We start from the raw sequence: 26,404 nt of genomic DNA, 5'->3' as shown, positions 1-26,404 counted from the left end.
AAAAATCTTATAGAATAATTTATAAAAATAGCGGCTTTGAGAATTTATACCTAAATTTTCTTAAGCAAATGTCCTACCTAATATAGTTATATTCCGGCAGGCTTTTCCATGTTTCAAATCAAAGGAAGTCTTTCGGTGATTTTTACATTCTCGGATAAGATAGAAGAAAGGGCACTGTCAATATCCTTTCTTGCCATACTTTCTATGATAAAGGCTGTATTTTCTCCGGCACCTGAAATAAATTCTATATTTTTAAAATACTTCTCTGCAATATCTTTTGCATCTTTATCGAAGGCGATGAATTCCTTAAGGATTAAATCGCCATTGTCCTTTATCTTAAGCTCTTCATCTGCCCAAGGCTTTAAAATAGCCCTGCCCTTATTCTTAACGCAGTCTATAATATCTGCAATAACCGCACTTGCCGTAGGGAGCTTCCCTGCCCCCTGGCCGTAAAACATAACATCACCTGTAATTTCTCCGTGGATTAAAACTGCATTAAATACGTCTCTTACATTATTTAAAGGGTGCTCCTTTGAAACCAATACGGGAGACACGAAGGCGTATGCACCGTCGTCACACACTCTTGAAAAAGCCAGAAGCTTTATGTCACAGTTCAGCGCCTTTGCCTTTTCCATATGTTCTTTTGTAATTTTCGTTATGCCTTCGCAGCTTATTTTCTTATAATCTGCTCTTTTACCTGTTGCCAGAGAAAGAAGAATGGCAATTTTTCTTGTCGTATCATGGCCTTCCACATCGGCTTCCGGATTCAGCTCTGCATAGCCGTTATTCTGGGCAAGTTTCAGGGCTTCTTCAAAGCTCATATCGTTTTCATACATTTGCGTAAGTATAAAATTCGTCGTTCCGTTAAGGATACCGTCTATTCCTTTTATGATATCTGCCGTAAGAGACACATTCATCGGTCTTAATACGGGAATACCGCCGCCTACGCTTGCACCGATGAGAAAATTGACATTTTTATCGGCGGCAATATCCATAAGCTCTTTGCCGTATTCGGCAACAAGGGCTTTATTGCTTGTAACTACGGATTTTCCTTTTTGAAGAGATTTTTTTACAAATTCATAGGCAGGGCTTAAGCCGCCTATGACCTCTACAACGATTTCAACCTCGTCATCTTCCAAAATAGTGTTAAAGTCAAATACCATATTTTCTTTTTTCAAAGCCTCGGGATAATCGGGCCTTTCAAGTATATATTTTACTTTGATCTTTTCACCGGCCTTTTCGGAAATATTGCTTACATAGTTAGACATGACTTCAACCACTCCCGAACCTACAGTACCGTTACCCAAAACAGCAATATTAACCATAATCAACCTCCTGAATAATAATATATTTTTAAAATATCCCAAATGGAAGGATTTTTTATTTCTTTAATAAATATAAATAACATTAAAATGCAAATCTGCCGTAAAATATCAGAAATAAAACTTATGCCTTTTAATGCATAGTCCATTTGCTTTTATCCTGGCTGTATCAATATAAAATAAAGCAAGCCTAAATGGACAGGGGGCCTTTTAAATTGCCCTCCTGTAAAAGCCATGCCTAAATTTTCTAGGGCTTGTTTGTAAAATCAAAACTCTAGTTTATTTTGCCTAAAAGGTATGACTTCTTCGTTGAAAATCCTCAAGATATGCCGTACAGGTTTACCCAGGGTAAACCTGTACGCTCAACATTTTTGCATAAAGCAAAAATGTAAATGCATGCTATCTCTGCGGTTTTCTCCTCGAATTCACACTTTTTTGCAAACAATGCCTAGTAAACTTACCATAATATCACAATTTAACCGGAACTTATCTAAAAACTGTTTTTCCAGTTTTTAAAGCACCAGCTTTTTCGTATGGAAAATACATCTAAAAAAACATAGTATGCCTATAATATTAAATTTACAAAATAAGGGAATGTACAATGAATTTGCCTTTACAGCCTTCCAGGGAAAGGCAGATTCTAAAGGAAATTTTTCAAATTGCTTTATATGAAAGAAATGAAAAGCCTCCGATTTGTATAAGCTGCTTTAAAGAAGAGCTTTATAATAAATAAATAATTGTATGCAAATATACCATAAAAAATCCTTTTTTGCAAGCAAATAAGCGCGCTTAATAAAAATATAACAATAGATAATAATCGGCCCATCTGCTTTATTTTTAGAAAAACGCACATTGACTTTCATGTTTTTTTCCTTTATAATATGAAAGGTTATGATTTATATTAAATACTTCATAATTTTATTTATTTTTTAGGCATTAAGCCCGGATGGTGGAATTGGCAGACACGTACGGTTCAGGTCCGTATGGTAGCGATACCGTGGGGGTTCAAGTCCCCCTTCGGGCATACGCACATAAAATCCGAACTATTCAAACAGGATTTACCTGTTTGAATAGTTCGGATTTTATTATATTTCTATTGCAAATATTCCATTTAAATTAATTATAAATAGCCCGCATCGTATTTAAAGGCCAGGATGGTATCTATTACCGTAAATTGTCTCTATATTAAACACCCCCTTTTAATGAAAGGCCGAGTATATCCATAAAGGAAAATTAAAGGCAAAAACAGCCAGAAGGGCCTCTTTTACCCAATCCTCTACAAGCCTTCGGCATAAACTATACCGTAATTATAAAATATATTTAAAGCAGAAAGAAGCCAACCATTATACTTTTAGGCTCAGTATAATGGTTGACTTCTTTTATTTTTTTGCGCTACAATGCTTATAAGGAAAAGTTTTACATTGTTTATAAAGAGGTGTTAAATGAATATTAAAATAATAGAAGCCTATACTCATATGGAAGATATTAAAATACTTTTTAATGAATACGTATCTTCTTTAGGGGTCGATTTGACCTTTCAAAATTACGCAGAAGAGCTTTCAGCCTTACCGGGAAAATATGCGAAGCCCCTTGGCAGGCTCTATATTGCCTATGCGGAAGATTTTCCTGCCGGCTGTATTGCGCTTCGTCCCTTTGACGAAAAAAGATGCGAAATGAAAAGGCTTTACGTCCGAAGCCAATTCCGCAGCTTAAAAATAGGAAAAATGCTCTCGGAAAAGATTATTCTCGAAGCAAGGGAAATAGGCTATGATTCTCTTTTGCTGGATACTCTTTCTTCTATGGAAAAGGCCTTCGCGCTTTACAAACGCCTCGGCTTTAAAGAAATTGAACCATATTATGCCAATCCTCTTGCAGGCACTCATTTCCTTTGTCTAAAGCTGTAGGCTTTTGTACTTTGTTTTCCTATAGGAGCGCAATTTTAACATAAACCTCTTGAATATATTGACAGTTCACCTTAAAATAGAACTGATACATATTAAAGCAGCACAAAGGAGGTAATACAATGCCCTGGACACCCAATCTTTCCGTAGGCGTAGAGATTATTGACGATCAGCATAAAGTATGGTTTGAAAAGGCCGAAAAGCTTTTTGAGGCAGGAAGAAACAGACAAGCCAGCGAATACATCGGCGAACTTCTTGATTTCCTTGAGGATTACACCAAAAAGCATTTTGCAGACGAAGAAAAATACATGTTAAGCATTCATTATCCCGGGTATGCGGAACAGAAAAAGGCCCATACCGATTTCATGGGACAGCTTACAAAACTTAGAAACGACTACAATGCATCCGGCGGAAACCTTCTTGTAATCATGGACGCAAATCAATTGGTAATCGGCTGGCTTACAAAGCATATTTCATCCATGGATAAAAAAATAGGAGAATATGCAAAAAGCAAAAACTAAAAGACTAAAAAGGCCTGAGCAAATTTCAGGCTTTTTTGCATTTTCCTGTTATAGTCTCTTACGAAACGGCAGATAAAACAGACCTACTGTAATAAATGCTCTTGAAGAAGTGCGGTAAATATAACCTTTCATTTGCGTTTATCCCTATGAAATATTTGCCTAATCCATAGAACGGGCAGAACGCTTATTTAGGTATTCTCTACTCTGGCAAAACCGTATGGTTTCATTTGAATTTAACTATGCTTTTTGATCTTCATATTTCTTTTGCCTACATACGCTTTTTTCAGAAAGTATATTTTTAAATAGTTTCGTTATGGAGTGATAATATTTATTGGCTGTGTTTTTAGAATAGTGTCTGTCAAGATATGCCCCGAATATGCTAATATAACAAAGAACACACTTATTTTATGCTATAATGGTATTTATATATTTTTATAAATAAGAAAGGGGTTTTTATGGAAACTAACAAGAAAAAAACAAAAACTATTGTTTTAAAGACAGTTTTTATACTATGTTTAACTATTCTAATCTTCGGACGCCCTCTTAAATATATTATCAGTATTAAAGGCGGTACATTTGAAAATATAGTTTTAAATTCATCTTCCGAAATCATTAAACCTGATGAAATTAAAAAAATTTCACTTAGCTACAATGAAAATACTAATATTTATCAAATAGAGAACGCAGATGAGATTAATGCTATGATAACTCAGTTAAAAGATATAAAATTTAATATGATTCTGGACCAAAAAAAATTAGACCATTATATAATAGATATGGGGGCTATACCAGATATTACTATTTATTTACATACCAATGAAAAAAATAATAGAATAATAATATATTCTGATTTAGAAAAGCAAGAAACAATTGTATATTATGATTCTATTTATTATAGTATTGAAAAAAACACTATCGAAAGCATATTGAAGAAGGCCCCTTAAATAGGGTCTAATATATTAATGCTGGCCGTCAACACTTATTAAGGTGTAATCTTCCGATGTTACCATCTGCCAACCTTGATCTAAAAATTCCAGCATACCAAATTGTACTCTTACTTGTCTCCAGCCCCTTGATGTCATTTCATAATGTAAATCTGTAAGACCGTAATAGCCATATCTACAAAGCGTAGATCCACTGCTTGTACTATCTTGGTACATCTGATTAGCCGTATCTATAACTAATGCAGCTATACCGGAAGCGTAGGAATAGGGTAAGGAATAAAATGTTCCTATAATTCCGTATAAACCGGTAATCGCACTTATTGCATTAGATAATTTACTCTGAGTAGTATTCATGTCAAAGGCACTTTGAATTTCTCGTTGAAATTTAATTAAATTGGAAACATCTGCTACTGTTAAATCAAATGTTTTTACACGCTCTCTTAATCTCATAATATCACCTTTCTTAAAATAAATAATGATAACAACATTCAACATAAGTACTTATTGTTTTTGTTGTCATATTAATTATATTTTAAGAAAAGTATCAAAAAGTCTCCTTAATAGTTTCACCGACGACCAAGTATAAAATTTTAAAAAATAAATCCTTCCTGCGGCAGCTCCGGATCCATGAGAAAAATAATTAATAGATTTGTATTTTATAACTTTTTATAGTATAATAGGCATATAATAAGATAAGAATAAAAAGAGTACCGATGCGTCAACATTGGCACTCAGTAGCGTAGCGGCTTTAAAGACGGTTAAGCTTGCAAAACTATACAAAAATAGTCGTCAAACCTTTGGGATAGGGACGGCTATTTTTTTGTGCTATTAGCATACGCTAATATAACAAAAAACAGACTTGTAACTTTGATAATTAAATCAAACATTTGATAGTCTGTCATGGCATCACCCCCTTATGCAGGAAGCTAAGCCTAACCGACCATATCGCTCTTGCGCTAATTTTAATTATAACAGATTATAACAGCTTTTTAATTAATTTATTCACTATTAATAAAGTATAAATTTTACAGCAAAAACAGTAAAAGAATGACCTTTTCAAAGATACTATGGTAAATTTAAAGTTAAATAGCAGCAAAACCGTATATTCGCGAAAACTCAAAAATGTACCGTTTCCAAGGGGAAGCCGTGTTTTTGAACCTGCGGAGAATAGGCTTTTGCTGCTTCTTCATAATAAATCCGCTTTTTATGTGCTCTTTTGCTTCTTTCGTCAAAACAGTCCCTGCCCTATTCTATGGCAGCAAACCCAATGGCCTTTTACTCTTTCCAGAAGCGCCGGAGCCTTTTGGGTGCATTCTTCACAGGCATATTTGCATCTTGTATGGAAGACACAGCCGGAAGGCGGGTCTTCGGGGCTTGGAACGTCCCCTTCGAGCATTTCCTCCATGGTTTTTGCATCAGGGTCAGGCAGCGGTATTGAATCCAGGAGAGCCTTGGTATAGGGGTGAAGGGGATTATTAAATATTTCGTCCTTATAAGAAATTTCAACAATATGCCCCAAATACATCACGGCTACCCTGTCGCAGAAAAACCGCACTACGGAAAGATTATGGGATATGAAAATATAAGTTAAATTATATTCCTTCTGAATATCCTTCATTAAATTCAGTATTTGGGCCTGTATGGATACATCAAGAGCCGATACCGGCTCGTCGCATACAATAAGGGAAGGGTTTAAGGCCAATGCCCTTGCGATACCGATTCTTTGCCTTTGGCCTCCTGAAAACTCATGAGGGAACCTGTCATAATATTCTTCCCTTAGGCCTACATCTATCATAAGCTTTAGGGCGATTTCTTTTCTCTTTTTACTGTCCTTTAATTTATGTATGGATAAAGGCTCTTCTATGGTTTTTCCTATGGTAAATCTCGGGTCAAGAGAAGAAGCCGAATCCTGAAAAATAAGCTGCAGGTTTTTTGCAAGGTGAAGCCTGTCTTTTCTTGTAAAGCCTGAAAGACTTTGGCCTTTGAAAAGGATTTCTCCCTCTGTGGGCTTTATTAAAGAAACGATGGCCCTGCCTGTAGTGGATTTTCCGCAGCCCGATTCTCCTACAATACCGAAGGTTTCTCCTTCATATACGGAAAAAGAGATACCGTCTACGGCCTTTACAGGCTTTCCTTTGCTTTTTTGTGATGCATAATATACCTTTAGGCCGGAAACCTTAAGGAGTTCCTTTTTATCTTTATTTTCCATATTTGAAGCACCTTACCTGATGGCCCTTTCCCGCGTCAATAAGCTCCGGCATGATTTCATAGCACCGTTCTTTTGCAAACTCGCATCTGGGGGCAAAGCGGCAGCCCTTAGGCAAATCTTTAGGCCCCGGTACCATACCCTCTATATTGTAGAGCCTGTCCTGATTTTCTGTAAGCTTGGGTATGGAATTTAAAAGGCCTACCGTATAAGGGTGGAGCGGGTTTTTAAATATTTCCCTTACGTCTGTATATTCAACCGCCTGGCCTGAATACATTACCATAACCTTCTCCGCCATCTGGGCGACAATACCCATATCGTGGGTTATCAGCATAATAGAAGCCCCTGTTTCCTTTTTAAGCTCCTTTAAAAGCCGTAATATCTGGGCCTGTATGGTCACGTCAAGGGCGGTGGTCGGCTCATCGCATATGAGTATTTTAGGATTGCAGGAAATGGCCATGGCAATCATTACCCTTTGGCACATTCCCCCTGAAAGCTCGTAGGCATAACTCTCCATTATTCTTTCAGGAGAAGGGATTCCTACCTTCCTCAAAAGCGCGACGGACCTTTCATAAGCTTCCTTTCTGCTCATGGCAATATGGGTCAATATGGACTCCGTCATTTGCCTGCCTATTTTTATCACAGGGTTTAAAGAGGCCGAAGGCTCCTGAAATATCATGGATATTTCCTTCCCTCTGATAGAGCGCATTTCCTCGTGGGTTTTATCGAGGAGGTTTTCGTTTTTATATAAGATTTCGCCGGAGACAATTTTCCCCGGGGGCTTTATAAGCTTTAATAAAGACATACTGGTTACGCTTTTTCCGCAGCCGGATTCTCCTACCACAGCCAAAGTTTCCCCCTTTGATATTTCAAAGGAAAGATCGTCAACGGCAGGCATTACGCCTTCATAGGAATAAAAATAAGTTTTAAGATTTCTAACCTGAATTATTTTTTCGTCCATGGTATTCTCCTGTGCTTTCATCTTAAATCCTCGGGTCGAGAGCGTCCCTCAGTCCGTCGCCTACAAGGCTTGAGCTTATGACAAATATGGTTATGGCAAGGCCCGGGGCAAGTATGCCAAGGGGGTACGAAAGCATATATTCCTTTGCAAGGCTTATCATAGAGCCCCATTCGGGATTTGGCGGCTGAACCCCGATACCCAAAAAGGATAAGGAAGAAACCGTCAAAAGGGCCGTACCAAGATTAAGGGTAAATGTCACTATAATAAAAGAAATGCAATTGGGCAAAATGTGGGTGAAAATAATCCGCCAGTCTGACGCTCCTAAGATATAAGCGCTTTTAACGTAATCCGATTCCCTTAAGGATATGACAGAGCTTCGGATGATACGGGTAAAAGAAGCTATTACAGAAACAGCTACGGAAATAACCGTATTGAAATCGCTCTTTCCCATAACGGCTATAATAATAATGGCAAGTAAAAGCCCCGGCACAGCCATCAAAAGCTCTATCAGCCTTGAAATAAGATTATCGGAAACTCCGCCGAAATAACCTGAAACAAGGCCCAGAAAAACGCCTATAATCCCTCCTGCGAGCACGCCGAAAAAGCTTACGGAAATAGAAAATTTTGCTCCGTAGACAAGCCGGGTAAAGATATCCCTTCCTGCATAGTCCGTCCCCAGCCAGTGGTCACGGCTTATAGGGGCAAAGCGCTCCGCCTGATTCTGATGATTAGGGTGATATCTTTTGCATAACGCCGGCCCGAATATGGCAGTAAAAATTAATATTAAAAGCAAAAATGTACTAATGACAGAAGCCTTTCTCTTGGCAAACTTTCTTAAAAAAGCGGAATTTTTCTTCATTTTGACCCCCACAGGCAAAAGCCCGATTCTGTATGAAATTTATGACGAAATTTAAAATCTGTAATTATAAACCATAAAGCCTTTTTACACTAAATTTAAAATGAAACGGAAGCAACACCGTATATAGTAAATTTAAAGTTAAACAGTAGCAAAGCCGTATATTCACGAAGGCTCAAAAATATACTGTTTCCGAAAGAAATCCATGTTTTTGAGTTTTTAATGAATCGGTTTTTGCTGCTTCTTTATATGAAATTTGCTTTACAGGCGGCTGTATTTATTTACCCGAGGTACTGCTTTCCCTTTTGCCGTATTTTACCCTTGGGTCTATCAAGGCGTACAATATGTCAATAAGAAGGTTTATAACCATAAAGGTAGCCGCCAGAACAAGAACACAGCCCAAAATGGCGTTCCCCTGCCTGTAATCGATAGCTTCTATAATAAACCTTCCAAGGCCGGGGATGGAAAAGGCATTTTCCACAAGAACGGTTCCCGCCAGAAGCTCTCCGAATCTTACCCCTATTACAGTGATAATAGGAATAAACGTGTTTTTAAGGGCATGGTAATAAATAATCGTCTTATCGGCAATGCCCCTTGCCTGAGATGCCCTGATATAATCCTGATTAATTACTTCAAGCATTGCCGAACGGGTGGTTCGCGCCACAAATCCCGCTGCCGGAAGGCCGAGGGTAATGACAGGCATAATAAAGCTCTGCCAAGAGCCCATGGCTCTGGAAGGCAGAACCCCAAGAAAGACGCTGAATATTACCATAAAAATAAGCGCAAGGAAAAATAAAGGAATTGATGTAACCGCAAGAGAAAAAAACATAATGATATTATCAATAAGCTTGTTTTGATTAACAGCTGAAATTACCCCGAGGAAAATCCCCACAATGGCAGATGTTAACGTTCCCCCTATGGCAAGAAGCATAGTGAGCGGATATCTTCTCATAAGTTCCCCATTTATAGGCCTTCCGTATCTATAATGTATCCCAAAGTCACCTCTGAGGACATTACCCATATAGTCCAGATACTGTTTAAAGGTCGAGTCTTCCCCTCCGAAGCTTATGCTTTTATATTGCATAAACCATATAGAAAAAAACAAGATAAAGCTTAATACAAGAAGCGTTGGAATTATCTGCAGTATTCGTTTTCCTATGTATTTAACCATAATCGTCTCCATACAGTCAATTTACTTTTATTCCATTATTAATATCGGCCCATAGAAAGCTTAAAATAAATTAAATTCAAATTAACAATGATACTATTTTATATTTAATCAAGTACAATGCATATTTTTGCCTTATCTTTTATATTACCACATTTTTATATGTATTTCTGCATTCTTCGATTTTTTATGGAAAATGCCAAATATTGAGTGAAAATATGCTACATATAGAAAGTGATAGGGCTAGGCCCCTGCAGCCAAATACTCATAGGGGTAACTGACCATATCCTGAACTAAACTTTTATCCGAAATTAAAACTGCCCAAGGCTTAAGCTTTGGGCAGTTTATTTGCTTTTTATACTATGCTGGATTTAATATGAAGCATCGTATTTTCAATTTACTTTTACGCTGTTTTAATCCCTCTAAGCTCGAATACTTACAGCGGGATAAAAGAAAATTGACTATACCCTTATTAAGGATTAAGCCTTTCTGCGACTTCTTCCATATAAGGGATGGAAGGTTCGGCCCCTTGTCTTGATACAGCTATGGCAGAAGCCATGGAGGCTATTTTAAGGGCTTGCGAAACATGCTCCCCTTGGGATATGGCTCCAAAGAAATAGCCTGTAAAGGTATCGCCTGCCGCAGTCGTATCCACGGCGTCCACTTTAAATATGCCGCGGCTTAGACTTAGGCTGCCGTTTTCAAATCTTACACCCCGGCTTCCCAAAGTGAGTACGACAGAAGCATTGGGATATTTTTCTTTAAGGCTCTGAAGGCCCTTTTCTTCATTATCATCTTCCGATATATCGGCCATTTCCACTTCGTTTAATATGAAATAATCCACATATTCCAATGGAAGCGCAAGGATTTTTTCATTCATGGGAGAAGGGTTTAAAACAATCTGCATTCCCTTTTCATGCGCCTGATTTATTATGTAATCGATATTATTAATTTCATTTTGAAGAATAAGCAAATCCCCCTTTGAAAAATTTTCAAGGGTCTTATCTATATGCTCTCGGGTAATACAGTGATTTGCTCCCGGAAAAAGCAATATGCAGTTTTGGCCGCTTTTATCTATCTGAATAATAGCATGGCCTGTTTTTTTATCCTTTAATTGAAGCAGATGGTCTATATTGACGCCATTTCTTTTAAGGGCTTCTTTCAGGATATTCCCGTCTTCAAGGCCTATTGCCCCTGCATGAAAAACCTTGGCCCCGGAACGGGCAAGGGCGATGCTTTGATTAAGCCCTTTTCCTCCGCAGTAAATATGCATGGCATCAGATGAAAGGGTTTCCCCCGCTCTCACAAAATGGTCTACATGGTATACATTGTCTAAATTAAGTGAACCGAAGTTTAATATCTTCACTTGCCTCTCCTTTCGCCGCCTGCCTCAGTTTAAAGGTTCAGCTGCGTTAAAAAATAATGCTGTATTAAAAGTAAATTTAAAGCGAAACCGTAACAAAACCGTCTATTTACCTGGACCTAAAAATATACCGCTTCTAAAGGAAATCCGTATTTTTAAATCTCCTGAGAATCGATTTTGTTACTTCTTTGGGATAAATTTACTATAAAGGTAGATTTATCTTTTCAAAATTTTCCTTCTATATTAAATCCAATTGAAATTACAGGGTTTTAAGAAATTCATACATAATTTCAATAGCTTCAAAATACTTCTTTATTTCCACATGCTCATTGGGCTTATGGGCTTCGCCGCTTTCTCCCGGTCCGAAAAGAAGAACGGAAGGCGAATAGTCAATACAGAATATTGAAGCATCGCTAAAGAAATTCGTAGAGGTAATAAGGGGCTTCTCCCCTTTGACTTTTTCAGCTGAACGGGCAAATTCTTTCACAAAAGAACTTTTCTCTTCTATTTCAACGGAAATTCGATTGGTGATGATATTTTTTTCTATGAAAAGCTCTTTATTTGTATTTGCCATAGCGGAGATTTCCCTGTCTATTTCTTCTAAAAGCGCTTTATGGGAAACCCCGGGAATCGTACGGATATCTACAGAAAAGCTGCATTTATCGGGAACCATATTATTGGCTACGCCGCCGTTCATCTTCGTCATAGTGCAGGTTGTTTTTCCAAGAAGATAATGGGTTTCGTCACCGGTAAGGGCTTTTATCCTTTGATAAAGCTCATATGCCTTTTCACAGGCATTCACTCCGTTATGGGGATAAGAGCTGTGGCATGTTTTGCCGTCAATATGAAATTCTATCCATAATGTACCTTTAGCCGCAACAGAAATGCCGTTTCCCGTAGGCTCGCCGATGATGATTGTTGAAACCCTGTCTAAAAGGCCTTTTTGGACGATACCGTAGGCCCCAAGGCCGTTTATTTCTTCGTCGGCAGTTCCTGTAAAAATAATGGAATTCTTAGGCTTATATCCTTCCTTCGCCAAAGTGCAGAAAGCATATAAATAAGCGCACAAGCCGCTTTTCATATCGCTTGCGCCTCTTGCATAAATATATCCGTCTTTTTCTGTGGCTTTATGGGGAGGTGTCTGCCAATTTTCCAAATCTCCAAAGGGCACCGTATCAAGATGGCCGTTAAGGAGAATAGCGTTATTTTCATCTTCCCCTTTTATTTCCGCAATGATATTTGCCCTGCCGGGGGAAAGCTCCTGTATTTCTGCTTTAATGGTATCTTTAAGGAAGCCTGCGATATATTCTGCAAGCTCTTTTTCGTTATTCTGATTTGTGACTGTAACAATCTCCAAAGCATTTTTTAAAAGGCCCAGAGCTTCTTCTTTCCAGTTGCCCCTAAGTCCCGACATTTTAAAACCTCCAGACGTAAGCTGTAAAATAGATGTATTTTAAATTGATTCATCTTTAGTAATGCCAAAAATTCTGCATTTAAAAGCTCCGCTAAGAAATAATTTTAACTGCAAAATTCAAGGCATAATTAAAGGAGCTGGCTTTGTCAAAAAGACGGCGATTTCTCTAAAGTAAGAATGTATAGCAATTTGCTTTTATTCCGATGTGAATATTTGGTCTAAGAAAGCTTAAAAAACAAGAAAAGTGCAAATTGACTATGCGCATGCAGGAAAACATATTGAACTTTAAAACAAGAAGAGAGTTTATATCTGTAAAAACGCCGTCTTTTTGAATTACAGTAAAATAATTTGATTACAGTAACAAAAACCGTATATTTTATACTTAGTGAACCTGAAAACACTTACAGGAAAGCTGTAAAAGGGTTTTCAGGTTCACTCTCTTTTATAGTCAGCAAAGCTCTTTTTATCTTTGTTGGCTATGAATGGCTTCATATAAGTGCTTCTGTTATATTTAAGCCGTTTATGATAAATAGGCTTTTGTTACTGCCTTAAAGCTATTTTACTATAGATGCCAAGGTTCAATACTTTATAGTAAATTTATCATAAAGAAGCAGCAAAAACCGTTTCTCTGGAGACATAAAAATACGGATTTCCTTTAGGAACAGTATATTTTTTGGTCTAGGCAAATCTACAGTTTTCTCCCTGTTTACTTTAAATTTACTATAAGTATTCGGATAATTATTTAACGAGATAATCCACCATGTTCTTCCATAAAAGGTCATAGCCTTCCCATTCTATGAATTCATGAGGACCCCAGTGAGGAGCACAGTCTGATGTAAATACTGCAGACTTGCCTTTTCCGTAATTGCCTACGGCTATAAATGGGTCGCCGCCTATGGTCATAACTTCTTCTGCGCCTTCCAATAAAACGGTTTTGTTATAGCCTAAGAATTCAGGCCAGTTCTTTGGAACGTCTTTGATAACGTCATGTTCTTTCACAAGAACAGGGGCAATACCTTCCGGATGCTCCATACGGTCGTCAATGTCAAGAACCTTTACAGGAAGAACATCCTGAACCGGCGTTACACCCCAACGGCCTTTTGCATCTACACCTGAAAACGTAAGATATCCGCCTACCATAATGAGGGAACCGCCTTCTAATACATAATCCTTGATAAGCTGGCAGCGGTTCGGCATTTTTATGCTCTTAGTAAATGTCTCAGCGGGAAGAAGCAAAGTATTTGCACCGATATCAGATAAAATTACACAATCATACTTCTTAAGTTCTTCCATTGTATAGGGGAAATCACTTGCTGCTAAATGGTTCGGAAGAAAATCAACTTCATATCCGGCCTTTTCAATAGCAGCTCTAATATATTTTACGCCTTCCTCATAAAGTGTTGTGTAAAAACTGTCAAAGCCTTTCACGTGGGTCGTATAGCTCATCCATGACTCCCCGGCGATTAAAACTTTCTTTGCCATAATATCCTCCAAAAAAATTTATTTGCACCAGTCTAAAATTAACTGAGCGTAGATCAAAATTGCATCAAGGTATTGCTGAAGCTCTACATATTCATTTGCAATGTGGCATTCGGATTGCCTTCCCGGTCCGTACTGCAAAGTAGGCATGTTTGCCATATTCCGCCAAACTCTCGCATCGCAGCCTGCAGGCGAACCTACAATAACTGCCTCGTTTTTAATCTTCTCACAGGTTCCTGCAAATGTCTTTGTAAATTCATGGTCAAGGTCCATTTCAAAGGCGCCGCCGGCCTGATAAATGGAAATTTTAGGCTTATGGTCTTTCAGCCATTCGTCGCCTTCACAGCGTCTGTAAATGGCGTCCGTATATTCCTTAACGACTTGTTCATGGCTCATCTTGCCCGGAAGATAGTGAACGCAGGTCTTAAATTCGCAGTAATCTGCTACAGTGGAGCCTGCGGAACCCCCTGATATAACGCCTACGTTTGAAGTGGGCGCAGGAAGGAGGGCATGCTTATAATTCATAAGCCATTGATGCTCAAGCTCGTCTATTGCTTCTATGAGCTTTTGTGCCTTCTCTATGGCGCTTACCCCAAGCCATTTGGCTCCTGAGTGAACAGCTCTTCCTTCAACCTCTATTTTAAAGAAGATGAATCCCATATGGGCGGCGATAATACTTTGGTCCGTAGGCTCACAAACAACCGCCGCATCGGCCTTTATGCCTCTCATGGCAGCCTGAATGGAACCGTTTCCGCCGCCTTCTTCGTCTACAACGCTTGTGATTACGACCTTCCCGGGAAGGGGTATTCCGGCATCCTTTAAAAGCTCTACTGCAAGGGTAGAAGCCATAAGGCCTGCCTTCATATCGCATACGCCAAGGCCGTACATACGGCCGTCTTTAATCACAGGGTCGTGGGGATTTGTGTTCCAAAGAGCGGGATCGCCCACAGGCATAGTATCTATATGGCCGTTAAAAAGGATGGATTTTTCGCTTTCGCCTTTGAAGGTTGCGTATACGTTGAATCTGCCGTCGTAATTATGGCCTTCGTTTCCTTCGTTATACTTTTCAAGGCTTTCTAAAATCACCTTTTCTTCCATCTGGTCGCAGATAACTTCTGATGCGCCAAGCGCTTTAAAAAGCTCCGCCATATATTCCTGCCCTTTTTTTTCAAGGCCTCCGTCAATACCGTGGCCTATGTCGTGGGTATCTATGGCTACAAGCTCTCCAAGCCTTTTTATATATTTATCTTTATTGGCATTAAGGGTGTTTCTTAATATTTCTATTCTTTTATTGTCTTCCATAAGCTTTAAGCCCTCCTTGGGGAATAAATACGGAAATTAGTATAATCTGATACAGTCTTCAACGATATCCCAGAATTTATCCAAGTCGATCTTTAAGCAAAGCTTAGAGTTGGCAGGCTGCTTTAAAATGCCGAAATAGTCGCAAAGGGTACGTCCGTAACACTTTTCGCTTCTGATTTCAATTTCTGTAAATACGTCTTTTGTTTCGATGCAGCTTGGGTCAATAAGATAAGCGATGCAAGTAGGGTCATGAAGAGGGCCGCCCTCCCAGCCGAATACTGCCTTCTGAGTTTTGCTGAAAAATCTCATTAAATCAGCGAAAAGTTTTGCGCCTTTGCCGTCTATTTTTTCCATTCTTTCAATGATAGCAGGATAGCAAAGAGCCTGTCTTGTTAAGTCAAGGCCCATCATAACGATTGGTCTGCCTGAGGTAAATACTACATAAGCTGCCTCTGCGTCTGCAAGGATGTTGAACTCTGCCGCAGGTGTCATATTGCCTAACTGGTAGGCGCCGCCCATGATAATGATTTCTTGAATTTTTTCAACGATTCTGGGCTCTTTTCTCATAGCCATAGCAACGTTTGTTTCAGGGCCTGTAATTACTAAAGTAATATCTCCGTCGGATGCAAGAAGGGTTCTGATTAAATAATCGACGGCGTGCTCATCTTCAACCTTCTTTGTAAGCGGCTCAAACACAGGGCCGTCAAGACCTGTTTCACCGTGAATATCGTCTGCTATAACCTGCTTTGCTCTTACAAGAGGCTGTCCGCAGCCGGCGTATACAGGAACGTCAAGGCCTAAATACTGGCATACATTAAGAGCGTTTGTCGTTGTTTTTTCAAGCGTTTGATTGCCTGCAACAACAGTAATGCCCAAAAGCTCTATTTTAGGGTGCTTTGCTGCCATCAATATGGCAACTGCATCGTCATGCCCCGGGTCACAATCTAAAATAATTTTACGTCTATCCATTTTTAACAACCCCTTTATTATTTTCCCTGTAACAGGGTTTTATCCTTCGCAGAAAACAGGTTCCGGCGAGGTTTTTTATTGTAATGATTCTGCAGGCTTATACGCATTTACCTATAAAACATCTTTTGTTTTGAGGTTAAATAATGTATTTCATATGTCTTTATTAAATCAACTTGTATTTTTAAGTCAATTTACCATAAAGCTGCGGTTAAGCCCTATGCCCTTAAAGAGCTTTTCATCTTTCTTTCTCTGATCTGCTTTTGCCACAAGGAAACCGCAAGAACAGTTACTGTAATTACATAAGGAAGCATGAGTATAAACTGTGACGGCCAGCCATAAGCCTGAAGCCTTCCCCCTACCGTATCGGTAAATCCGAAAAGCAAGCAGCCGAGCCATGCGATTACAGGATTTGCGCCGCCGAAGAACATAGCGGCAACCCCCATGAAACCACGGCCGTTCGTCATGTTTTCCGTAAACATCTGGGAATAGCCAATGGAAAGGTGCGCTCCTGCAAGCCCGCCTAAAACACCTGAAATTATAATTACCTGATATTTCATTTTAGTAACGTTAATTCCCGCTGTTTCCGCAGCAAGAGGAAAGCGGCCTACAGAACGGAGCCTTAAGCCCCAAGCTGTTCTGTAAAGGAAAAATGCGATTATAAAAACAAGAATAATGCCTATAACCTCCATCAAGGACCAATTGTTAAAAAGTCCGTTAAGGTAAGGATTGTTGCTTAATGCGGCAATATGAATTCTTGGTATGGCAATGATTTTAGGGCTTGTGAAGCTGCCCGCAGTTCCTAAAAACTGCTGTATGCCAAATTTCGTTATGGCCAGAGCAAACATATTGATAGCCGTACCGATGGCGCATATATCCGCCCCATATTTTATATGGGCAACCCCCATTATAAGGGCCATGAAAACTCCAGCAATAATGGCAGCGATAAGGGCGGCAACCCAGCTGCCCGTAAAGAAGCTTACACATACGGCGGTAAAAGCGCCTGTAAGCATAATGCCCTCCGTACCTATATTAATGATGTTGGCCTGCTGAGTGATAACCGCCGCCAGAGCCGCAAAAAGTATAGGAGTCGAAGCACGGATAGTTGCATATATCAAAGTAAAATCCAGTATTTGATCCATTTTGATCTCTCCTTTGCTCTAAGCCGCAGGCTTTAAAGTCTCTTTAGCCGCCTTTTTCTTTCTGTGCCAGCTGAATAAGGCGTCCATAGTGGCAAATATAATAAATATGGCTATAATCGTATCAACGATTCCCTTTGGAACACCCGTATAGCGTTCCATTCCCAAGGCACCGGATTTCAAGACAGCAAGGAAAAGCGCCATAAGGGGGGCCATTCTGATATCGTTTTTAACAATTAGGGCCGCAAGCATTCCGTCCATAGCGATGCCGGAGGAGAAATTATCAAGGAAGTAACCGTAAACGCCTAATACTTCTATTGCTCCCGCAATACCGCCCATTACACCTGAAACCATCATGGAATAAATAAGCTGCTTTTTAGGATTGATGCCTATGTACTCTGCATGCTTTGGGTTAAAGCCTACCGTAGTAAATTTATATCCTATGGTTGATTTTGTTAAAAGCCAGTAAATAAATATGGCTACGATAATACCGATGAAAAATCCGGCATTGGCCTGGCTGGGTTTAAGTAATCTGAAAAGCATAATGCTTTTGTCTACTACCGGTGTCTGAGGAACACCTGTTTTTGCACTTAAAGGGCCGTTTACTAAAAATGAGGTTATATATTTTGCCACGTAGTTTAAAAGTATGGTAACGCAGACCTCGTTAACCCCGAAATAAGCCTTTAAAGATGCAGGGATATAAGCCCATGCCGCGCCTACAGCCATTGCACCCAAGAAGCATATCAATATGTGCAAGGGGGCAGGGATACCGTGAAGTGCAAAGCCAAGCCATGCAGCTGTGATAGCTCCCAGGTACATTTCGCCTTCAACCCCTACGTTAAAGCCGCCTGCCCTTGCAGATACAATAAATGCAAGAGAGGTGATTAAAAGCGGCGTAAATTTCTGCAAGGTCGTTCCTAAATTCAGCTTTCCGTAAAACGCGCCTCTGAAAAGATGAAAATAGGCGTCAATGGGGTTATAGCCCAAGGCAACCATGAGAACGGCTCCGATAGCCATAGACACCCCTATTGTTATAAGGAGATTGATATATTTTGATTTATCGCTCATGCTCTGCCTCCTTCTGAAGCTTTTTCTTCTTCATAGCCGCCCATCATCAGCATACCGACATTTTCTTCATTTGCTTCGGCGGCGTGAAGCTCTCCTGATATTTTTCCTTCATACATAACGATGATTCTGTCTGAAAGGGAAAGTATTTCCTCTAAATCCGCAGATATCAAGAGGATTGCTTTGCCTTTATTTTTTTCTTCTTCAAGGATTTTTCTTATGGCCTCGATAGCCCCTATATCAACACCTCTGGAGGGCTGAGCGGCTATAAGAAGCTTGCTTTCAGCATCAACTTCTCTTGCTACAACGACCTTTTGGGCATTTCCACCTGAATATCCTCTGGCAAGCGCCATGGCGTCTGCCGGCCGGATATCAAAACGCTTAATAAGGGCTTCTGAAAACTCCTTGCTTTCTTTGAAGTTTCTTGCTATACCCTTTGAAAATTGCTTATCGTCAAGCTTTACGGCGACGAGATTATCCATTATGGTAAATTCTCTGTTAAGGCCTCTTACGTTTCTATCTTCAGGAATATGGGCAAGGCCTGTCTCCCTTATTTTCTTAGGGGATAAATTGGTTACATTTTTACCGTCAAGGGTGATTCTGCCCTTTTCAACTTTTCGAAGGCCGGCTATGGCCTCTATCATTTCGCTTTGGCCGTTTCCGTCAATACCTGCTACTCCTACAATTTCTCCGGAGCGGACATTAAAGGAAATACCTCTGATTTTTGAAAGCTCCTTTTCCCCTGATGTCCATAAATCTGATACCTCCAAAACGGTTTCCCCCGCATGCTCTTCAGATTTATTAATATTAAGGAAAACTTCTCTTCCAACCATCATTTTTGCAAGTTCTCTTGAATTTGTTTCTGATTTATTTACGCTGTTTATGTATTTTCCATGTCTCATTACGGTGATACGGTCGGAAATTTCCATTACCTCGTCAAGCTTATGCGATATAAAAACTATGGATTTGCCGTCATTTTTAAGATTGATGAGGATTTCAAAGAACTTATCGCATTCCTGTGGGGTAAGCACCGCCGTCGGCTCGTCCAAGATAATAATTTCAGCCCCCCGGTAAAGGGTCTTTATAATTTCAACCCTCTGGGCCTCTCCAAGAGAAATCTGATTAATCTTTTTATCCATCTGTATATCCATATTATAATCTTCGATATACCTGCGGACCTCTGTTCTTGCTTTATCAAAATCTATAGTAATTCCCTTTTTCGGCTCAAATCCCAGAATTATATTCTCCAATACTGTAAGCTCATCTACAAGCATGAACTCCTGATGAACCATGCCGATGCCCTTTTCTATAGCGGTTTTCGTGTCATGTACACCCGCCTCGCTTCCGTGTATAACCACAGAGCCGTCGTCAATAGGGTACATTCCGTAGAGCATTTTCATCATAGTAGATTTTCCGGCGCCGTTTTCGCCTATAAGAGAGTGTATCTCGCCCTTTTTAAGGTTAAATTCTCCGTTTTGTACAGCTTTTACCGGGCCGAAGTTCTTTACGATACCCTTCATTTCTATTATATATTCATTCATTGTTCCACTCCCTCAGAAAAATCGGTTAAAGACGATTCCTAAAAAGCTTATTTGCTGCAAACCGGCAAAAATCATAATAAGTCAACCCTAGGCAGTGTCTGAAAACCGGAAAACCGACGGATATTTTGTAAGAAAGTGTGAATTCGAGGAGAAAACCGCAAAGATAGCGGTGCTATCTTGAGGATTTACAACGATGAAGTCGCGCTTTTATGGCAAAATATCCTAGAGTTTGGAGTTTTCAGACACGCCCTAGCTTTAAAAACATGTTTTCCTTGCGTTTATAGTAAATAACTTAGTCTTTTTCAAGTTAATTTACTATAAATATAAAAAAAGCCGCCTAATAGATTTATTGAATAATCAGGCGATAAGTAAAATAAAGTTACAAAACCTCGCCTGGAATCGATATCAATACAGGGCCTTGTCTAGCTTATTTTACTATATTGGAATATTGTTTGCTCTGCCGTAAAAAAAGATTTATAAGTTATAGTTAGTTTTCACTTCAAATAGCAGTAAGACAATATTATTTTATCTGATTAAATAATATGATAAAATCACAGCCTGCTTACTGTTTAAAATGAATTTATCTATATAATGCATTTACTGCATAGGCCATCGAGACCTTTCTTTTAAATCTATTTTTCCGGCAAAATAAACTTATGTTTTCCGTCAATGCCTACTGAGTCCTATGAATAATTTTACCGAAAAAAACATGTGACTTTAACGAAAACCAAATTTCATAAATAATCCGGTTTTCATTCATAAGTATAAACAGGATTTATCATGAACAAATCCTGTTTATACCATTTTTTAAGCAATGAACCCCAAGCCTTTAATTTCTGCAGGATTTTAAATTATGTTTATTTAGGGCCGAAACCATCATAGAAATCAACCTTGATTTCTCCTGATTTAACCTTTTCTTCAAGCTCTTTAATTCTGTCTAAAATATCCTGAGGGAATTTGTCGCCTAAAGCTTCCTTCATAACGGACATATCTGTAAGGCCTACGCCGCCGTTACTAATATCAAGATAAGTTACGGAACCGCCTTCAAATGTTCCGTTAACAACTGACTCTATAGCAAGATAAGTAGCCTGGTCAACATTCTTAAGCATAGAAGTAAGTATGGAGCCTGGGAATTCGCCGTCCTGATTAAGGTCAACGCCGATAGCATACTTGCCGTCTTCTTTAGCCGCTTCCAAAATGCCAACGCCTGTGCCTGAAGCTACGTTCATAACGATGTCTGCACCCTGGCTGTACTGAGCAAGAGTTAACTCCTTGCCTTTAAGCGGGTCTGTAAAGGAGCCTGCAAAAGAGCGAAGTATCTGAACATCAGGATCGATATATTTTGCGCCCTGCTCGTAGCCAATGAAAAAGTCCTGTAAAACAGGAATATCCATACCGCCAACCCAGCCGATGACTTTATCTTCGTTTACGCCTTCAATATCTGTCTTTGTCGTAAACATCGCCGCCGCTGCTCCGGCGAGGAAAGAGCCTTCGTTCTGTGCAAATGTTGAAGAAACAATATTATCGCCTTCTACAACGCCGTCAATTAAAGCAAATTTCTTATTGGGATATTCAGGGCAGTGTTTTGCCATGATTTCCTGGAACTGTGTGGATACGCCGATTATAAGGTCATAATCTTCAGATGCCATAGCAACAAAGTTGGATTCCCACTCTGTAGGCTCTTTGGACTGCATTTCCTTAATTTCTACACCAAGTTCCTCTGCCGCCTTCATAGCACCGGCATGGGCCGAATCGTTAAAAGATTTGTCACCGAGAAAGCCTGAATAAATTAAAGCTACTTTGATTTTCTTATCTCCGCTGCCGCCTTTGTCCCCTGCTGCCTTTTCTCCGGTGCCGCTGCAGCCTGAAAAAACAGATGCAAAAACTATCATTGATAAAGCTACTGCCAAAAACTTTTTCATCAACTTTCCTCCTTAAAAAATAAATGATGGTTATTTTAGTCATAATAAGCCATTTTTCTACATTAGGATAAAGCGTGAGATTAAACGTTTTACCTCATGATGAAAACATATTAACATATCAAAATGGTTTTGTAAATAAATTCAGCTATGACAATTTAACCAAAAAAAAATTGATACTTTTATGCAAAACACTCTTAAAAAACTTTAGTCTTATATAAAAATTTAACAATCCTCTTTTTAAATAGAGACAGGGTATAGCAAATATCTGTTTCATAAAATATCTCTTTATAAGGATTTTCCGCCAACGCGTTTTCTTTTTAAACTTATATGAAATTGTTAATATATTATCAATATAAAAGTGTAAATCTGTGCTTTATCCTTAGAACATCTTGCAATAAATTTCTATATAAAATCAAGTGTTAAAAACTGGAGAGTATATATTTAAAATAATATAAAATATATTTGCGCCGTAACTTGTTTATTTTGCCCTGCGAATTCTTTATATTTAAAAACATTCCTCATAGGAATATAAGCCTGATTTCTCACAAATCCGATATATTCTTGTAAAATCCTATTGGCACAGTATAATAAATCTGCTATGATAAAATGCAGTATAATAGCAATCGTTTACTTTCTTTTTTCTTGCTAAATGCATAATACTCATAATTACAATTTATAAATTCTTACTATATATGATTAACAGGATTTTGCTTTTTACTTTATGCAATACGCTTTTTATTAATTCAGCAAAGCCGGCACGGGCATTTTTACATAAAAAAAGCAATTGCATGATATGGTAATTTGAAACACAAAAGGAGATTACACACATGCGGGTTACACTCAAGGATATTGCTAAAAAAACAGGGCTTTCAACAACCTCTGTTTCACTGATTCTAAATAACCGCCCTAATAAAATTTCTGAAAAAACAAAAGAGCTGGTGTTGAAAACTGCGAAGGAAATGGGCTATCGTCCAAATCAGCTGGCTATAGGGCTTATTAAGAAAAGAACGAAAACCATAGGGCTCATTGTTCCCGATATACGAAACAGTTTCTTCTCTTTGCTTGCAAAGGGAATAGAAGATACATGCCAGAAAAATGGCTGGACCATGATTTTATGTAATACAGGGGATAACGGCGTAAGAGATGCCGAAAGCATTCGCGTCCTTTCTTCAAAAGGTGTCGACGGCATTATATATTCCATGTCAAAAGACGCTACCGAAACCCTTCCTGATACAATAGGGCTTTTTAAAGGATATGATATACCCTTTATTATGGTTGACCGTTTCGTTCCCTCAATCCCCGCCCCCGTAGCTACTTTAAACCATGAAATGGGTGGTTTTCTTGCCGGAAGCCATTTAATATCTTTAGGCCATAAAAAAATAGCCTGTATTGCCGGTCCTTCAAATCTGGAAGACTCCCGCCTTAGGCTTGTGGGCTTTAAAAGAGCCCTTAAAGAACATAACATTTCTTTTGATGAATCGCTTCTTATGGAAGGCAATTATCAGATGGACGGCGGAATGGCCGCCGCAGAAAAACTTATAGGCAAAGACTTTACCGCCATATTTTCCTTTAACGATATGATGGCCTTAGGCGTATATAAAGCTTTCTCGGAAAACGGCATTAAAATTCCTGCCGATGTTTCCATTATCGGCTATGACGATACTTTTTTTTCCGAATTTATGGAAGTTCCCCTTACGACCATCCATCAGCCCATAGAAAAAACCGGAGCCGCGGCAACAGATGCCCTTATAGCCGCCATCGAATCCGGAAAGCAAATTGAACCTTTTTCCTCCTTTGAGCCTAAGCTGATTATAAGAAAAAGCACTGCTCCTCCGAAATCCTTTGAAGGTTAATTTCGTATACGCCTGCTGAAGCCTATACATATTTGCTTCCTAAAATTATTTATAAATTCTTTACATAATAAAAAAGGAATCCTTTAAAAAGGATTCCTTTTTTATTATATGCCTTGTTTGTAATAAGATAAATTTATGCCTGATGCATTTCAGAAATCTTAAATAAAGCATCATTCTTTAGGAAAATAGCTTTATTGCTTCATAATTTCCTTTGCCGTATAGCCAATTTGCTTTTATGACCCTGTGAGTATTTTAGTTATAGCGAACATAAAATAACAAAAAATAAATTTACAATGCCATTATTCATATGAATTCAAGGATAAGAAATTTTTTAAACTTCAAAAGGGCCTTCATACATTTTATAGCAAACAAAAAAGAAACCGATAATCCGGTTCCTTTTAAAAACTAGGCTGGCAGGATTCGAACCTGCGGATGATGGAGTCAGAGTCCATTGCCTTACCGCTTGGCGACAGCCCATTATTATTAAGCCGCTTTGTTCCGACTAAGCTATTATCTTACATAAATGCTAAAATGTCAAGATAAATTTTAGAATTTTGCGTTTTTTCCTTGGAGTTTCAAAGCCGGTGCCAATAAAAAGCTTTAAAGGAATTCACATAAAATACCATCATCTTCATGTTTCTAAAAAAGCGACCTAAGCCGCCAAAAAAATAACTCTATATTTGTTCTTCAACCTGTAAAAACCCAAATTTCAGCCCATATTTACCCGATAAGAATAAGGTATTTTATTTGTGTTTACATAGGTTTCCTGATATTCAATAACCCGCTTGTCCTTCGTATACATAGTACTTTTCGTAAATAAAAGGGGAGTTTTCTGGGGAATGTTTAAAAGAACACTTTGCCTTTTGCTCGAAGAAGCGACATTTACCACCTGAACGGTGCTGCCTATTTCTATATTATAGCCTGTGGAGAGAATATCCTGTGTAGGGTTACCCACAAGGCCCCATGGGTTAAAATCGGGAAAAACCTCTTCCAAAAGATATATAGTCTGTATAGAAAAAACGTCGTCATCTGCATATCGCAGCCTTGAAATCTCTATGATATTATCTAATGGACCGCAATCAAAGATTTCCATGAACTTGTTCTCGTCCCATAATATTCTGTAAGAAATGATTTTCGACGTAGTTTTAACACCTGAACGAGTAAGCTCTTGAAATATACTCGCAGGCTTTTGAAATCTGGTATCAAATTTCGTATATAAAACATATACCCCTTTATTGGGTTTTCTTTCTAAAAGGCCCTTATTTATAAGAGCATCTATTGCTTTTCTCACAGTTGTCCTACTGGCCTTATAATAGTCGCAAAGCCATTTTTCCGTCTGAAGACGCTCTCCGTATTTAAGTTCACCTTCCAGTATTTTTGTCTCAAGGCCCTTATAGACCTTGTCAAACGCCGGAGATACCGATCCATTATTCATATAAGCAATTGATTTCCTTCCATCTATACTTAAAAGGCCTTGAAGCAGTTTATAAATCAAATTTAATCCTGGCTTCAAGCTTTATTTGCAAATAGCGAAACAGACAATATCTATGATTTTACAAGCAATCTATAAAAGAATATACGTAAAGCCCTTCAATTATCTTGATTTCCTAAGCATGCACTCCCATGAGATAAAACAATAAAACCGATAGAGTTCACTATGTTTCCGTTGCTAAAGTAACAAAAACATAGTTTTATATGGCTAAATTCCCCATATTCTTTTATTAAGAAATATTATAACCTAAAATATTCCTAAATACAAACGGAAATACATTATATTATTTGGAACAGACAATTTACTATATTATCATCGTCCTATACTTATTTCAAGCTTTTAGGCCATCCTAAAAATAATCAAATTCCCTTAATATTAAATATATTAAAAGCGCCTAGTAAACCTCTGCATTAGAAGCTTCTCTCAAGTCCAAAGTATATTTTAGGGCTTAAAAAGTATCATTTGTAAAAAGACGTAAGTTCCGGTGGTACAATCAAAAAAATCCGGCCTAAATTAAAATACTGCAAATCATATTTTAAACCTCCGGTATCTGACAAAAGAAAAGTCTTTGAAAAAAACATGGAAATAAGAGTCCTCCCCCCTTTAGGCATACCCTAAAGAACGGATAATTGCATTATTTGCTAAATAAGGCTTCATATTTTATGGAAATTATCACTATAAAGGTATTATCTTATTTAATGATTAGATTTTAAATTTATTTATAGTATTTTCTTTCAAAAAATACAATAATATTAGTCATTGTATGTCCTATGTATTTAATATTAAGCAAAAAAACAAATATATAAATACATTTTTGCATTTTTTATTAATTCCTTTATACATATTTTTCTGATAAAAATATTGTATTATCTCTAAAAAATATAGTCTTTAAGCGGAGTTATGCCTCCAAAATATTATTTTTCTCACAAAACACAAATACCTTTTATACAAAAAATTTTAACTTTTATAAGAAAAATGTATTTTATCAT

General features: G+C 38.3%; 20 protein-coding genes and 2 tRNA genes. 5 read left to right on the top strand and 17 right to left on the bottom strand.

Features of this window, described 5'->3' with window-relative positions:
• Window positions 1-113: 113 nt before the first annotated feature.
• Window positions 114-1,325: a homoserine dehydrogenase gene (locus NBX03_RS01265; protein WP_250228968.1), complete on the bottom strand. Its 1,212-nt coding sequence runs from the start codon at window positions 1,323-1,325 to the stop codon at window positions 114-116.
• 937 nt (window positions 1,326-2,262) lie between these two features.
• Between NBX03_RS01265 and NBX03_RS01260 the strand changes: the two genes are divergently transcribed.
• The 4 genes from NBX03_RS01260 to NBX03_RS01245 all read left to right on the top strand — a co-directional run bounded on the left by NBX03_RS01260 (window position 2,263) and on the right by NBX03_RS01245 (window position 4,688).
• Window positions 2,263-2,346: transfer RNA gene (locus tag NBX03_RS01260), tRNA-Leu, on the top strand.
• 418 nt (window positions 2,347-2,764) lie between these two features.
• On the top strand, window positions 2,765-3,226 hold the full coding sequence (locus tag NBX03_RS01255; protein ID WP_250228967.1) for a GNAT family N-acetyltransferase: 462 nt from the start codon (window positions 2,765-2,767) through the stop codon (window positions 3,224-3,226).
• Window positions 3,227-3,345: 119 nt separating this feature from the next.
• Window positions 3,346-3,744, top strand: coding sequence for a bacteriohemerythrin (locus NBX03_RS01250; protein WP_250228966.1), 399 nt, complete (start codon window positions 3,346-3,348; stop codon window positions 3,742-3,744).
• Between the two features lie 455 nt (window positions 3,745-4,199).
• A complete protein-coding gene (locus tag NBX03_RS01245; protein WP_250228965.1) occupies window positions 4,200-4,688 on the top strand; it encodes a hypothetical protein in 489 nt (162 codons plus the stop codon).
• 15 nt (window positions 4,689-4,703) lie between these two features.
• Here the strand turns inward: NBX03_RS01245 and NBX03_RS01240 are convergent, their stop codons facing one another.
• From NBX03_RS01240 to NBX03_RS01175, 14 genes are all read right to left on the bottom strand, one after another.
• Window positions 4,704-5,138 (bottom strand): hypothetical protein, encoded by a 435-nt coding sequence (locus NBX03_RS01240; RefSeq protein ID WP_250228964.1) that lies wholly within the window; start codon window positions 5,136-5,138, stop codon window positions 4,704-4,706.
• A 778-nt stretch (window positions 5,139-5,916) separates the two neighbouring features.
• Window positions 5,917-6,897 carry an ABC transporter ATP-binding protein gene (locus NBX03_RS01235; protein ID WP_250228963.1) on the bottom strand — a complete coding sequence of 327 codons (981 nt, stop codon included), beginning with the start codon at window positions 6,895-6,897 and terminating at the stop codon, window positions 5,917-5,919.
• Window positions 6,887-7,855, bottom strand: coding sequence for an ABC transporter ATP-binding protein (locus NBX03_RS01230; protein ID WP_250228962.1), 969 nt, complete (start codon window positions 7,853-7,855; stop codon window positions 6,887-6,889). The genes NBX03_RS01235 and NBX03_RS01230 overlap by 11 nt, the downstream gene beginning before the upstream one ends.
• Before the next feature lie 22 nt (window positions 7,856-7,877).
• Entirely contained in the window at window positions 7,878-8,714 is an 837-nt protein-coding gene (locus NBX03_RS01225) for an ABC transporter permease (protein ID WP_250228961.1), read from the bottom strand.
• 274 nt (window positions 8,715-8,988) lie between these two features.
• Window positions 8,989-9,882, bottom strand: a complete 894-nt coding sequence (locus NBX03_RS01220; RefSeq protein WP_250228960.1) for an ABC transporter permease — start codon at window positions 9,880-9,882, stop codon at window positions 8,989-8,991.
• Between the two features lie 469 nt (window positions 9,883-10,351).
• Window positions 10,352-11,245 carry a ribokinase gene (locus NBX03_RS01215; RefSeq protein WP_250228959.1) on the bottom strand — a complete coding sequence of 298 codons (894 nt, stop codon included), beginning with the start codon at window positions 11,243-11,245 and terminating at the stop codon, window positions 10,352-10,354.
• A gap of 256 nt (window positions 11,246-11,501) precedes the next feature.
• Window positions 11,502-12,656, bottom strand: coding sequence for a M20 family metallopeptidase (locus NBX03_RS01210; protein WP_250228958.1), 1,155 nt, complete (start codon window positions 12,654-12,656; stop codon window positions 11,502-11,504).
• A 738-nt stretch (window positions 12,657-13,394) separates the two neighbouring features.
• Window positions 13,395-14,138: a glutamine amidotransferase gene (locus NBX03_RS01205; RefSeq protein WP_250228957.1), complete on the bottom strand. Its 744-nt coding sequence runs from the start codon at window positions 14,136-14,138 to the stop codon at window positions 13,395-13,397.
• A gap of 18 nt (window positions 14,139-14,156) precedes the next feature.
• Entirely contained in the window at window positions 14,157-15,437 is a 1,281-nt protein-coding gene (locus NBX03_RS01200; RefSeq protein ID WP_250228956.1) for a M20 family metallopeptidase, read from the bottom strand.
• Between the two features lie 36 nt (window positions 15,438-15,473).
• Complete coding sequence (gene rihB / locus NBX03_RS01195; RefSeq protein WP_250228955.1) at window positions 15,474-16,406, bottom strand: ribosylpyrimidine nucleosidase; 933 nt, start codon at window positions 16,404-16,406, stop codon at window positions 15,474-15,476.
• A 215-nt stretch (window positions 16,407-16,621) separates the two neighbouring features.
• On the bottom strand, window positions 16,622-17,551 hold the full coding sequence (locus NBX03_RS01190; RefSeq protein WP_250230197.1) for an ABC transporter permease: 930 nt from the start codon (window positions 17,549-17,551) through the stop codon (window positions 16,622-16,624).
• Window positions 17,552-17,563: 12 nt separating this feature from the next.
• Complete coding sequence (locus NBX03_RS01185) at window positions 17,564-18,610, bottom strand: ABC transporter permease (RefSeq protein ID WP_250228954.1); 1,047 nt, start codon at window positions 18,608-18,610, stop codon at window positions 17,564-17,566.
• Complete coding sequence (locus NBX03_RS01180; RefSeq protein ID WP_250228953.1) at window positions 18,607-20,148, bottom strand: ABC transporter ATP-binding protein; 1,542 nt, start codon at window positions 20,146-20,148, stop codon at window positions 18,607-18,609. Before NBX03_RS01180 ends, NBX03_RS01185 begins: the two co-directional genes overlap by 4 nt.
• Window positions 20,149-21,005: 857 nt before the next feature.
• Window positions 21,006-22,073, bottom strand: a complete 1,068-nt coding sequence (locus NBX03_RS01175; RefSeq protein ID WP_250228952.1) for a BMP family lipoprotein — start codon at window positions 22,071-22,073, stop codon at window positions 21,006-21,008.
• 824 nt (window positions 22,074-22,897) lie between these two features.
• Here NBX03_RS01175 and NBX03_RS01170 point away from each other — a divergent pair.
• Complete coding sequence (locus NBX03_RS01170; RefSeq protein WP_250228951.1) at window positions 22,898-23,923, top strand: LacI family DNA-binding transcriptional regulator; 1,026 nt, start codon at window positions 22,898-22,900, stop codon at window positions 23,921-23,923.
• A 405-nt stretch (window positions 23,924-24,328) separates the two neighbouring features.
• Here the strand turns inward: NBX03_RS01170 and NBX03_RS01165 are convergent.
• Window positions 24,329-24,400 (bottom strand) — tRNA-Gln (locus NBX03_RS01165).
• A gap of 232 nt (window positions 24,401-24,632) precedes the next feature.
• A complete protein-coding gene (locus NBX03_RS01160; RefSeq protein ID WP_250228950.1) occupies window positions 24,633-25,358 on the bottom strand; it encodes a GntR family transcriptional regulator in 726 nt (241 codons plus the stop codon).
• Window positions 25,359-26,404 lie beyond the last annotated feature (1,046 nt).

It is taken from the genome of Anaeropeptidivorans aminofermentans (assembly GCF_940670685.1).
GTDB classification, from domain to species: Bacteria; Bacillota; Clostridia; order Lachnospirales; family UBA5962; genus Anaeropeptidivorans; species Anaeropeptidivorans aminofermentans.
Note: the sequence above shows the minus strand (reverse complement) of the source record. Positions and strands in the feature narration are given on the sequence as shown.